General features: G+C 52.5%; 9 protein-coding genes. All 9 read right to left on the bottom strand.

The window, feature by feature from the left end; all coding sequences use genetic code 11:
- Positions 1-8: 8 nt before the first annotated feature.
- The 9 genes from UCMB321_RS01940 to UCMB321_RS01900 all read right to left on the bottom strand — a co-directional run bounded on the left by UCMB321_RS01940 (position 9) and on the right by UCMB321_RS01900 (position 13,333).
- Positions 9-1,460, bottom strand: coding sequence for a DUF2156 domain-containing protein (locus UCMB321_RS01940; RefSeq protein ID WP_052451047.1), 1,452 nt, complete (start codon positions 1,458-1,460; stop codon positions 9-11).
- Positions 1,461-1,517: 57 nt separating this feature from the next.
- Positions 1,518-4,097, bottom strand: a complete 2,580-nt coding sequence (locus tag UCMB321_RS01935) for an aminotransferase class III-fold pyridoxal phosphate-dependent enzyme (RefSeq protein ID WP_052451046.1) — start codon at positions 4,095-4,097, stop codon at positions 1,518-1,520.
- Positions 4,094-5,182, bottom strand: a complete 1,089-nt coding sequence (locus UCMB321_RS01930; protein ID WP_040063412.1) for an acyl-CoA dehydrogenase family protein — start codon at positions 5,180-5,182, stop codon at positions 4,094-4,096. The genes UCMB321_RS01935 and UCMB321_RS01930 overlap by 4 nt, the downstream gene beginning before the upstream one ends.
- A gap of 902 nt (positions 5,183-6,084) precedes the next feature.
- Entirely contained in the window at positions 6,085-6,981 is an 897-nt protein-coding gene (locus UCMB321_RS01925; protein WP_040063411.1) for an SDR family NAD(P)-dependent oxidoreductase, read from the bottom strand.
- A 70-nt stretch (positions 6,982-7,051) separates the two neighbouring features.
- On the bottom strand, positions 7,052-9,217 hold the full coding sequence (locus UCMB321_RS01920; RefSeq protein WP_167337409.1) for an SAM-dependent methyltransferase: 2,166 nt from the start codon (positions 9,215-9,217) through the stop codon (positions 7,052-7,054).
- A gap of 49 nt (positions 9,218-9,266) precedes the next feature.
- Entirely contained in the window at positions 9,267-10,634 is a 1,368-nt protein-coding gene (locus UCMB321_RS31185) for a PfaD family polyunsaturated fatty acid/polyketide biosynthesis protein (protein ID WP_040063577.1), read from the bottom strand.
- A gap of 48 nt (positions 10,635-10,682) precedes the next feature.
- Complete coding sequence (fabD, locus tag UCMB321_RS31180) at positions 10,683-11,549, bottom strand: ACP S-malonyltransferase (RefSeq protein ID WP_040063409.1); 867 nt, start codon at positions 11,547-11,549, stop codon at positions 10,683-10,685.
- Positions 11,550-11,576: 27 nt separating this feature from the next.
- Positions 11,577-12,374, bottom strand: coding sequence for a 4'-phosphopantetheinyl transferase family protein (locus tag UCMB321_RS01905; protein WP_040063408.1), 798 nt, complete (start codon positions 12,372-12,374; stop codon positions 11,577-11,579).
- Entirely contained in the window at positions 12,368-13,333 is a 966-nt protein-coding gene (locus UCMB321_RS01900) for an acyltransferase domain-containing protein (RefSeq protein WP_040063407.1), read from the bottom strand. The genes UCMB321_RS01905 and UCMB321_RS01900 overlap by 7 nt, the downstream gene beginning before the upstream one ends.
- Between the last annotated feature and the right edge of the window lie 35 nt (positions 13,334-13,368).

The raw sequence follows: 13,368 nt of genomic DNA, 5'->3' as shown, positions 1-13,368 counted from the left end.
CAATAAACCTAGAGAGCGTTAGTTAACTTCATCAACCGAAGCAGAATCCCAACACGGAACTTTCCATAAGTGGCGAAGTATTCAGGCGTTACTACCATCGGCTGCCACTTCAACTTGTAAGCCACCTGACTGGCGGCAGGATAAATGCGCTGCCCATATTTTTCTAAAGCACTCAATATCCATTTCAATAGATGACTACGCGATGTGTACGTATCAAATTCATCATCCACACCATAGAAGGGAGTCAGCCCAAAATTCAGGTACTTCTCGCCCTCTTGCTTGAAGCGCTTGATAGCCTCGACATTGACCAACTCCATCGTGCCGGGAGGCACCTCGGCCAAACGACGAGTCAGGTCATGCATCCACCCGTTATATTCGCCAAAAGCTGGCACGTAGCTGATAAAGCCTACGATCTTGTCGTTCAGCACGGCGACGAAAATCCGCTCTTTGTTCAGCCCATTTGCAGCAAGGTCGCCGACCATAAACGACAACAGTTTTTTGCTGCCCTTAGCCTTCAACCACTCTTCGGTAATAGACGACAGCATGCGCTGTTGATCCGGCCCATTAGGCAGGTCAACACCCAGCTCCTTCACGATGACCCCGGCCTTTTCGGCCCGTTTGATCTTGTTTCGTAAGCTCATGAAGGGGCTACCGGCCATCGAAAAGCGCTCCAAGTCCAGTGTGTATGAGCACCCCATCTGGTTCACTTGAAAACCTAGCCTTTCGAAAAGCGGGGCTTGATCCTGACGCAACTGAACGCAACACAGTTCCCGGCCATGCTCCACCGCGTGGCTTATGAATGCCTTCAACAGCGACTCTCGATTGTCCGCAGCACTGATAACACCAGTGAGGATGAACAGGCACTTGCCATCATCCTGAAAAGGCAGGTATCCGGCCAGGCCCTCGACAGTAAATGTCGAGATATCACTGCTAAGGGTCAGAAACAGCGACGGGTGATTCCCGAAGCGCTCAGCCCAGAGAAATTTTCGTCCGATATCCACCACAGTACCGTTCAGCTTTCGCTCCCGCGCCATCAAAGCTTCAAACTTCTCATATAACGGATGTATGCGCGGTTCGAAAGACATCGCTCTAGATTTAAATCCATTACCGAATAGACTGCGATCACCAAATAGATGAATGAGAATCCCCATCAGCGCCCATTCAACCTCTACGAAATAGCACCACAGCGCAGCAACTAGCGCTGCCGTCAAGAAATTATGTGCACCGTTATACAGAACATAGTAAAAGTCGGCCACCTTGCCTTTGCACCGCCTGTATGCAATTGCACCCGGGAAGTAACCGATGATATCAATATAAGAGAACAGGATAATGAGCGGAATGATTCGAACATCCCCCCAGTGGTACAGTGTGATCGCGACACTTGCCACCAACAAAAACCCGTACTCCAAACGCGCCATTGCCCGAGTGTTGGGACTTTCGAAACTATTTACTGTATCCATTTAGTACCTCTGGTGACTGAACGGCGTCCCATCGACGATGCTGCGCAGTGGCCCTCGTCAAGCTGGCAAGCTGTCCTTTTTACGATCAATGTAATGGCTGAACCCATGATGAGCAGCCAATTCACCTACCTCCTTGGCTTCGCCGTAGGCAATTTCTTTACCAATGCTGTAACTGGAACTCACATTCTCCATACTGAGCAATATGGTTTCCGAGAGGCATGCCAGACTCACACCAGGCTCACAACCGATGATGTTGCAGTCACTCAACATCGCTTGTGCATCGGGCAGGGTAACCAGTCCACCCTCGTACACCTCCCGGGCTCCCCCCTCACGCAACACATCGAAGGGGCGAGCCACGTCGAAAATCTTACAAGTCTTCGGAAAAACGTCTGCTGTGATGAAGGGTTTGCCTTCGCTGGTCGCCGAATACACGCAATCAATATCCTGCGCGATTACGGTCTGCTCCAGTCCAATGTGGATCTCGAACGACTGGACGCCACTGGCTGCACCTGCATCCACGATCGATTGCATCAATGTGGGAACTTGTTCTACTGGGCTATGGAGCAGCGCCTGTTCAAGATCAAGATTCCTGCAAACTCCCCAGAACTTCCCGGCGGCGGAGTCATCACTAAGACATTCACCTTGCAAGAGCACCTCGATCAGCGCACTACGCAAATTGATGTACTGCTCTTCGACCGTAGAACTCATGCTGCCAACGATGTCTATCTTTCCAAAATACTGGCATAGATCCATTAGCGCGACACGACCTACAGACCCCCGCGCACCGAATATCATCAGGCGCTTTTGCAACGCCGACCGGCCGAAAACCTCGCGGATTAAGTTACAACTGGATATAGCAGTCAGGCTGTTGCCAGTGGTCAAACGGAAAGGAGCATCGGCAATGTCCAAACCACCTTTTGAAATAACCGAGGTATAAGCTCCTAGCCCCACCACAACGGCGCCGACATCCTGGGCTTTCTGCAGATACTTTTTCAGCAAATCGGCCTTATCGGCACGACTCAGCTTAAGCATCGCCTGCGGGCTGATAGGGCTGTAAATCATTGCGCCATTGACTACCCGGCCATGAGGGCTAGCCATTGAGAATTCGAATACAACTTCAGGGCTGTTTTCAATCTGCCCGAACGAGAAAAACCAATGGGCTAACGCGAGCCTCTGTGCTTCGGAGAAGTATTCAATAACTGCTTCTGGCAAGCCTCTGCAAATATCCTCGGCACTCGTAGAGTGCAGGAGAAATGCGAACTGCACATGGTCTCCCTCCACCGGCCGTGGCGACAGTGGCCGGGTTTTTTTCTTCTTATTACCATTCACTGGCGCATCGCTTACTGCTGGCACATACCCCACCAGGTAACCCATTAGCTTGTCGTAACGCTTGCTCTGCAGAATCGCACAGACCTCCTCGAAGGCGCCGAGGAATCGGTTCAGCTCTGATTTGCTAATATTCAGCGCTGGCTGAAAGCGAATACTCCCACGCTCGGCATCGTTTAGCAGCGGCATGCAAAAGATGCCTTTAACGTGAACCAGATAGCCACAGATCAGCAGCGACATTAAATCGCTTTTCTGCGCATAACTGACTATGTAGTTACCTTGGGTCGCCGGATCACTGAAATGCAATGCGTACATCAGCCCAAGGCCGCTATAAGTAAAACTACTGTATTTCTCCGCCAGTAACGCAAGCCGCTGGCTGATGATCGTTTCGCATTCCCTCACATGCTCAAGCAGCGCGCTTTGCTCGCCTATCAGTGAGTCAATGACACCTAGCCCAACAGCACATGCCAAACCTCCGTTAGCGAATGTAGAGCTGTGCTTACTGTCGAATTCGGCGCTATAGACACCACGCTTAATAATCATGGCCCCGATGGGGATAATTCCACCCCCTAGGGCTTTAGAGAGCAGGATGACGTCAGGTTCGACCCCAAAACGGTGGGCGGCGAGAACGGCCCCAGAGCGCCCCAGGCCGGTCTGAATTTCATCCAATACCAATAGCGTTCCATAAGCGCGGCACAATCTCTCGGCCTCGACCAGGTAATTGCTATCGGCGGGCGTCATCCCCCCCTCACCTTGAATGGGCTCCACAATAAAAGCAGAAAACCTTCTGGTTTCTAGGGCCGCCTGCAGCTCTACCAAATCGTTGTACTGCACTTTACTGAAGTTTTCGCTATCTACAATGTTGGGGTTGCTGTAGCGCTTGCTACCCGTCGCAGATAATGCAGCGTACGTTTTGCCATGGAATGAATTGTTGGCAGATAGTACTGCTCTTCTGCCAGTTTTCAGCCGACTCAGCTTCAAGGCGGCCTCAACTGTTTCTGTGCCCGTATTTGTGAACACCACGTGCTCATATTTGGGGCCTGCGATCTGGATCAGGCGATCAGCCAATTGCTGGGTGCTGGCTGCGACAAAGGGTTGAATAAAGTTCGGCCGTTCACTCTGCAAATATTCAATGGCGATGGCGTTCAACTCGCTGGGGTTATGCCCAAAAGGCAATGCCCCATATTGCGCAACGCCATCTAATATTTTTTTACCCTGAGCATCGTAGTGATAAGAGCCTTTGCTTCGTACAATATCCAAATCGAGCTTGAATTTTTTTAGTATCGACTGACGGTAAGGCTGGATGTTCATGGCTCGCAACCTTTGCTCATCTGCTGCTCGAATCCGAAGCGCGTCACAGGGTGGAATGCAAGTAAGTCGACCGCCTTCGCAAGATAGTGCGCTTCGGTATCGGAGAGGTATCGTTGTGCACCGAAGTTTTCAAATATGTGTATTTTGATTTCTTTTAGTGCACGCTGAATTTGATACCGCAACGCCAGCACCTCAGGCACGAGCCATGCAATATTGTCCGGCATCACGTTTTCTGCGATTCCCAACACGCTGTATCGGCACTGGGCAAGTCCACCTTTGATGGGGATGAAAATCGCCGGACTAGCCATTGCGCCAGGGCTAAGACGCTCGGAGAGTGCTTGGCAGGCTCCAGTGTAAGCGGCACATATGAATAGATTGAAGCTAACCAAACCCGTATTGAGATATAGTTCGAACGATTCGTTTTCCGCCCAAACAACCCAATCTTCCTTAACTATTACGTTGTCAAATATTATTTCATGACTGTCTGTTGCAAGTAAAATGTCCCCAGGCCAAAAGGCTTTACGCTTCAGTCCCGCATCGCCATTAGACAATATAGCAATTCCCGGCAAGCCTTCTGCAGTAATAATCGACACTGCGTAATAATCAGCGACATGACTCATCGTGCAAGGCTTTTTACTGCCTGTAATTTTAATAACACCTTCGTCACTTACGCTCGCGGCGACGCTAGTGTGAAAAATATCCTGATTTCCTGAACTTTCGGCAAACGCCGATGCCATCAGCTTACCATTCAGTGAAATATCTTTGAGCACGATTTCTGCAAATGGAAACGCGGTAGGATACATTGCTATCGTCGATACGACATGATAGTGCATACATAGCATCAGGGCTGCCGAAGGACATACAGCAGCAACCAATCCTACAGCATCAAGCGCTTCTTTGAGTGGCAGCTGGAGCCCGCCGTACACTTTCGGAATAATCAAAGCTGGAAGCTTTGTTTTGGAGAGTAGGCACTTAACTTCTTGCGGTGATAACTGCTCCAATTCGAGCAGCGATCTACCCTCTGTTAACTTTAGAAAATAGTTTGCCTGATCCACACCAGGCCGCAACACTTCATGAATTGACATCGCAGCAACATCCTTATTTTTGAGTTTCTTGCCAATAGTCCAGCTTGGCGCAAAATTGCGTGCACCAAGGCTGCCGCAAACAGCATGCAGCTAATACGCAGACGCGGAGCTATTCCATAGCGATGGAAATTTGATCATCATCAAATATTAAAAATTCAGCGCCTATAAATGAGGCAGACAGACACTACGTGACCAACCATGCTTTTAACTATCCCTATATACAAAGGGAAAAGCTTATGAGAAGCCGCGACCAATCTTGTGACGAAACTACGCAGCCTTCACGAAAGGCTCAGGAAGTCTGGCATCAGCGGAAAATCAATAAATGGTTAAATCGGGAGATGGGGGAGAGAGCGAAAAAGCTAAAGCCATAGGGCTCGACACTTTTAAATAAGATGGTTCTTTCATGTTTTTCATAAGCCACTCCGAGCTTCACTTTGTTCTTCCTTGAGAGTCTTCCCCTGCAGGAAAACTCGTGCCACACCTTAGCAAGGTGAACACTTAAAAGCAAGCGCTCAAATAAAAATATACGCCGCGCAATCAAATGCCTAACTCAATAGACACCGCCCGGGCCCTGTTTTTGAAGCTTCCGCAACTTCACTTACTCACGAACTGATTCATGCTAGCTACCGCCGGAACGAAAAAAATGGCATAAAGGCTATTATTTCAATCACTTACAGAACTCAGTGGAACTCTGCAGCGGCTGCCTACAATACATCCATACGCACGGAAGTGACCTGTCCGCACCAACATAGTCAAAGTCGAGCGAGTGCTCACCTAACCGGTAGACCAGAGCCCCCTTCAGATGCTAATGGGAAAAGGCTCTGGGCTGCACGCCTCAGTATGTTGGTTGATTTGGCGTGGTGTAGTGTGGATGGTCAATCGAGAAACAGAATGAAGCAAATTCAACGCGTACCGAGCGCATTCAGTTTCTGCATCAACGAAGCGATACCACGCGGAGGCAAGAACGTCGGGTTACTTGCGCTCAAGATGTCTTTCATCCGCCGCTCAATGTAGGGATGATAATCCTCCCCGTGGGTCATAATATAAAAGTGCTCGTCACGAATCGCGGCGAGCACTTGCTTGCCAACCATACGCGGGGTCAGGCCCTGCTTCAGTTGCTCTGCGTACCAATCCTGCACGACACGCGCAGCAGGGTCGGCGGAAATCGACGAATCACTCGCAAGGTCAAGCGGACGATTGCGTTGTGACGCGAGAATGTTGGTATCCACACAGCCTGGACACAACAACGATATCTTCGGCTTGAAACGACCATGCCGAAGCTCCCAATATACGCCTTCAGACAACGCCACTACCGCAGACTTCGACACGCCATATAACGTGTTGTCATCAGATATCAGTCCTGCGGTCGAAGCCGTATTGACGATGTGCGCCTCAGTGCCCTGTTCGATCATAATCGGTAAGAACGAGCGGAGCCCATGGACGACACCCATCAGATTCACACCAAGGATCCAGTTCCAGTCGTTAAGGCTATTGACCCAGCTGGGACTGGCGCGGACGCCGACACCAGCGTTATTACACAGAACGTGCACCGCTCCATATTTGCACAGCGTCTGCCGCGCAAGTTCGTCAACCTGATCCGCTTTTGAGACATCGCACAGTACGGAATGCACATCGGCACCGGCTGCGCGTAGCAAACGCGTCGTTGCCTCGAGCGCAGGCTGCTCGACATCGCTCAATACGACCTTCATACCCACCGCCGCAAAAACCTCAGCCATGCCACGGCCTATGCCGCTTGCCGCCCCTGTAATCACTGCGACCTTGTCCTTGAATTCTTTCATACCCACTCCATAGAACACCCAGTCAAACAGCCGAGACATACTTACCCACCACGGAGTGCAACATCGTTGGCTAATTATTCAGAAAAATTGCCGCAAAATTTTGTGCCACAACGGGGTCGAGATCATGAGCGGCCGGCTCAACTGCAAAACGCTTCGCGAGCTCTGCAACTTTCAGGTATTCGTCGGTATCTTGCGTGCAGTGTTGCAGCAGCCCACAGGTTTGTTGCTCAAGCTCTTTGGCAGCGGCCAGCATGCGCGGATCCAGCCGCGGCAGTGTCGACCATGCCTCCTTGGGTATTGCACTCTGCTTCCATTGGAAACTCAGCCTGCTACCATCATGACTCGCGATCAACGGCAGCTCCAAGTTGCTGTCAACACTGATCTCCGGCAAAAATTGCAAACCCTGTTTCCAATGCAACGAATCGCTTGCGTCCGGCCCATTCGAGATCCAGGTGGTCCCGTCTAGCTGCAGATCGAACCAGAACATTACGGCACCCGCCGTACCTGCCGCGATAGAGGGAACAAGCAACGCCTTTTCGTCCGCCTTAGCAGTCGCCGTGGAAAAATCGAAGGCGAACAGATCGACCGGTTCGGTCAGCCTGCGATAAGGCAATGTGCTCGCATCCACATTGATAAAGGACGGCGAGAATCGATAAGGATTGAGCAAATTAACGTCAATGCCCCAGATATGCTCAAGCCGATACTCAATCACCATCGCCCGAATCCGTGCCGCCATCGGCAGATAACACGCGTTTTCGGTAAGCAGATGCTCCCGCGCATGAGCAAGGAAATGCAACACGCCCTCACCGATCAGACTGCAATCAAACAACTCGAACACTGCGAGATCTGCACGCCGGGCCAAATCTTCTGGAATCTTCAGGTCCCGACAATCCTTATTAATGAGCGTAATATTTTCACCTAGCCGGTTCAGGCCAATCACTTCATGGCCAGCGCTACAAATATCCGGATTGACCTCGCAGCCCACAACTTGAGCCGCCCTCGCCCCTGCCGCCATCATCGAGAGCAGACCGCATCCAGCACCAATATCCAGCACGAGCTCTGGAGGTCGGGAGGCAATCGCTCGTTCCAATGATGCGCAATAGGCATGGTTACGGCGCCGGTCCAGTAGCATCGGCAGGTACCAGGAAGGTAAACTCTGTGCCCTGAGCTGCGTCGCGGCTGGTTGAGTCTGAAGATACAGCCGGTCTTCCTTGACGTGAGCACGGATAGCGAGCGACTGACCGGGTTTTACCCCTTCAATCGGATCTGTATATTGCACCGCTGGCTTTATGCACTTCAGTGCGCTGCCGGGGGCATTGTCGATCTGCGCGTTTCCGAGTTCCAGATTAAACCAATAGATAATCGCATCGACGGTGCCTTCTTTGATGACAGGAAGCTCGACGTCCCAGGTTCCCTCGACAAAATCCTCAAAATTGATTTCACCAACCCGCACCGGATCGGTGAGGGCTATCCAGTTTTCCGAGGACAGGTTCAACGCCTGCGGATAGAGACTCCAGCGAAACTGGTTCATAGGCGGCAATTGATACTGCGTCGCCGGGTAGGCCCACTGTATGGCCATCGCAAAAACCGTTGCTTTGGCTGGCAAGATTCGGGCGTCGGCGGCCAGTCCTTGCCCTCGATGTTGACGAACAGCCTTCACGATTCCGGTACCCAAGAGCGAATGGTCGATAGCGGGAAACACGAAATAATCACATGCTGCATCCGCCAGTCGCTCACTCTGCGTAGACACTATATCAACCGTGTCAGCGTACGACTCAAAAGATGCGCGTCGCTCGTCTTCGGACCATCGCTGAATGTCTGAACCGTGCACTGTATGCCACTGCTTCAGAAAGTGTTTATGCACGATGCCCATCGCGATTCGGGCATTGAACGGCGAGCTCTCGACGGCCAGAGCGTGGACGGCGCCATGCCCGACCGCGCGTAAGGCGAACAAGCCCAGCTCGCTGCCACGCAACAGCACCCTGGCTCCCTGTACAGCGGACAACGCGCTGTCCCAAGCGTCCATCCACACCTCATCCTCAATCCGCGCCAGGCTGTTGGTCGGAGCGCGATGAGCACTGTAGCCCTGTAAATGTCGCTTGAGGCCATCGATCATGGCTGCGTCGATTGACTCCGGTATCGATGGATCATCCAGCAATGCCGGATCGAACGTAATCCGTGGGAGAGTCGGCGATTCGGCGTGTGGCGCCGTCCCAAGTACTTCTGGAGCTGTCATGTAATCTCTCGGCATGTAGTTAAGGAAAGCGACTAACGGGACGCGTTTTTTACGCCAGATAACCCGACATGGACACAAAGCGCGCATTTAGAAGCCGAGCTGTTTCCTGCATCAGGTGAATTCCGATCTTGGCAACATAACGGTTTCGCCACGATTGCAATTCAGTTCCCTTGACCCACTGATTGAAGGCGCCCATCGCCGGACCGCAGTGGACCTGATAATCGACTTTCTGATCCTCATTGCCGCTCAGGGCAAGACGCGTGGAGTGGACGAAGTACCATCGGAAGATCAACGCCATCTTCTGTTTGGGATTGCTTTCGAGGTCCGCGACTTTGGCGGGCTCTGTTCTCAGGTAGTAATTCCGGGTTTCTGCCCACACCTCATCGAACGAGCGCCTGAAGTAACGCTCCTCTATTCGTTGGCGCACCTTCGGATCGATTTCCTCCAGAGAATTGTGTCGCTGATACAGCTCGAACAGCTTGTTGGCTCGGGCGGCGAAGAAGAGTCCACGTTTAGCGACCTGAACGCGAGCGCCTATCTCGAACATGTCGCCGGCCGGCGCATAGTCGGTATCCTGCACATTGAGATCCTGGAGCAGATCTTTGACGGCATCGCTCGTGCGGGCTTCGACAGTACATTGATTTATCGAGCCAGTCAGAATGAAATCCGCGCCCATAGTGAAGGCTGCAGCAGCAGCATGTGGAGTGCCGATACCACCCGCAGCCCCCACACAAATGGGTTTATCGTAGCAATACTGCGCCATCATCTCGTCGCGCAACGCGAACATCGCGGGCATCAGCGCATAAGCGACACCTTGATCGGTGTGACCTCCGGAATCGGCTTCAACGCAGACTTCGTCCGCCATGGGAATTGACTGACTCAGCTCGGCTTCGTAGGGCGTGACCTTACCTTCCTCGAGCAACTGGCGAACGATCGCCTCTGGTGCGGGCCGCATGAATGCGGCCGCCACCTCAGGCCTGGAGACTTTGGCAAGCATTCGACGTGGACGCTCAATCTCGCCGACGGCCGAGCGTCTCAACCCCGAAAGCCGACACCGAACCAGGCTCGGCGTCATATGCAAAAATGCAGCACACTCGATAAATGGAACGCCGTGCCGGATAAACAACTCCACCGTCTGCTCCTCAAGGTCCGGTTTCTCGAGGTGGCAGATCAGATTCATGCCGTACGGCTGTCCACTCGAAAGCTGAGACTGAATGAATCTGATCGACGCTTCGATTTCCTCGAAACACATGCCGCCCGTCCCCAGATACGCCATCATCCCGGAGTTCCCCATTGCTACCACTAATTCCTTCGAGGCAATGCCTTTGTATAAGGCACCGCCCAGATAGGCATAACGCAAACCATAGTCCCGTTTGAACTGAGCATTTCCCAGCGTCTCTGCCGTAATGGTAGCCATAGGCATCATTCCCTTGCTTCCCTGCATAAGCTCCGATGACAACCGGATTCAGTCGTCTTTTTCTTGTTGTATCTGTTGCACGAGGCGGGTCAACACATTACCCGGCCCCAGCTCTTTGAACTCTGAAACGCCCTGACTCAACAGATAGCGAATGCTCTGCGTCCATTTCACCGGACTTTTAATCTGACGGACCAATAGAGACTTGATCTGAGACGTATCAGTTGGATATGGCTGCGCGGTTACATTAGCGATGACTGGAATTCTAGGGGCGGCAAACGGCAACGACGCCAGCGCATCGGCAAACGCATCGGCGGCTGGGGCGACATAACGCGAGTGGAAGGCGGCGCTGACTTGCAGAGGCATGTAGAGGCGTGCACCTGCACTTTCGAAAAGCGGGCCCACGCGCATGATGTCTTCTTTCGGCCCGGAAATGACGGTCTGGGTCGGAGAATTGAAATTGGCGACATCGATCGTTGTCAGGTCATTAACTCTTAGAACCTGACCGATTCTGGACGTGCTGAGGCCGATCACCGCCCCCATGCTGCCACTTTTCGCCTGGGCCATAAGCTCGCCCCGCTGCTGGACAAGTCGCAACCCCGTCAGAAAATCGAATACGCCTGCCGCAAGAAGCGCATTGTATTCACCCAGGCTGTGCCCCGCGACGAAATCAGGATAACAACCCTGCTCGACGGCTTTGTAGTAATGCAACGCGTTAACAACGTACAGGCTGGGCTGTGTGTATTGTGTCTCCTTGAGTAGGTTTTCCGGATCTTCCAGACACAATTTACGCATCGAGTATCCCAGTAGGCTGTCGACCTGTTCTTCGATACGTGCATATTCCTGGACTTCGTCGAAAAGCCCTTTCCCCATGCCACGGACCTGAGAACCCTGTCCCGGAAAGACGAATGCAATCATCTACTATCTCCCTATAGATATACTTGGCTAACTGAAAACGAGCTGCTCTTCAGAGCTGCGCGAAAAGACCGGCGCCAACAGTTCCTCCGTTGAGCCGGGAATGATTTTCCTGATGATGAATTCGGGTCTATCAAAGCGCTTGCGTTCAATGCAGACCGCCATCAGATACTCCGTTGACGGGCGAAACTGCCAGAACTGCCATCGCTCGGCATGGTCAGCCAGTACGGGATCGATGGTAATCCTGACACCTCGCTGGTGCGGATAATCAAAACTGAACTTGTCTAGGGGGATAGATAAGCCCATGCCCCTCGCCTTGATGTAGGACTCCTTGAACGTCCAATATTCAAAGTACCGGTCCCGGCGTTGTTCGGGCGGCACGCGATAGAAAGCCAGCACCTCGTCCGCGGCAAAATACCGATCGACGATCCCGGAGCAAAACGCTGGCCCATTGACGTTCTCCACATCCAGACCTAACAGGCGATAACGGGTAACGCCCATGGCGATCAGACCGTGTGTATGTGAGATATTAAAAGATAGCTGCGCCTGCCGTGCCTCGACGTTCACTGCTTGCGGTCTTCCATAGGCGTTCGTGCAAAACAACCAGTCCTTGGGCAAGACCGGCAAGTAACGTGACAGCACGATGCGCACAAGCGCTCGGGTAACAAGATAGCGGCGTCGATCCGAAGTAAATTGGAAGCGTCGTTCCTGTTCTCTTTCGGCACGACTCAACAGCTCCCGGTACGCGTTGAGCAGCCGCTCATCATCAATAAGCTCATACAACGCAAGCCACAAGTGAATTGCGCCAGTGCCGAGTTGGTTCAGCATGCCGCGACACCTATGCGCGTCAGTAATGCATTGAAATTGCGTACGTCGTGACCGTAAGGGGTCAGAACACTGTGCACTTCGGAAGTCGATGCAACCGGCAGTCCGTATTTCAGAAACGTAGCAAGCGTACCCGCAGGCCCCACATCGATGTAGCGCCAGGCACTTCGTCGCTCGAGGTTTGAAATCGCCTCTCGAAATCTGATCGGATGTCGTGCGGCATGCCAAAAGTAGTTTTCAGGAAGGTTGACCATTAAATCGGCTTGATCGCAGCACATCAACGGCAGCGTTCCCGGCCTAAATCGAACGGTCCGCATTAACGCCTCATGAGGCGCTCTTGCGCAATCGATCCATTTCGAATGAAAGGCATACGAGACAGGCAATGGCTCGCAGATGATGTCCAGCCTTCTCAGTTCATCCCTGATCCCGATAAGCGCGGGTTGTAGCGCGGACACCACGAAATGCGACGAGAAATTGACCGCGGCCACTTCACAGACGCTCTCCAGCTGTCTCTGGGTGTAAAGTTCAGGTTCGGCCAGGATGGCAAGCATCCCTCCTGGCTCGCAATGCTTCTCGAAAATACCGGCTTGCATGACCACCGCTGCGAGGGCGTCTTCGACGTCGATGAAGCCCGCCACAGCGGCTGCAGCAAATGATCCGGCACTGGCACCCAACGTTATGTCTGGTACTACGCCGGCGCGTATCAGCGCTTGCGCCAACGCGTATTCAACCATGAATATCGCCGCACTGGAGAATAGCGTCCTGTCAAAGGTCTCTCCTTTACCCCGGCCGCCTTCATAGAGCATCTCGATGACCGAATGACCGGACAACTGACGAAAAACGTCGTCCATGCTGACCATTGCATCACGAAAATCCCCTTGTCGAGCAAACAACTCCCGACCCATTCCGTAGTACTGCGAACCCTGTCCGGAAAACATGAACACTGTTGCGACTGTCGACATTACTCTCCCTCAATTTCGTAATAGGTCGATTCGAT

The organism is Pseudomonas batumici (assembly GCF_000820515.1).
GTDB classification, from domain to species: domain Bacteria; phylum Pseudomonadota; class Gammaproteobacteria; order Pseudomonadales; family Pseudomonadaceae; genus Aquipseudomonas; species Aquipseudomonas batumici.
The sequence above is the reverse complement of the archived record's forward strand: the minus strand, read 5'-3'. Positions and strand labels throughout refer to the sequence as shown.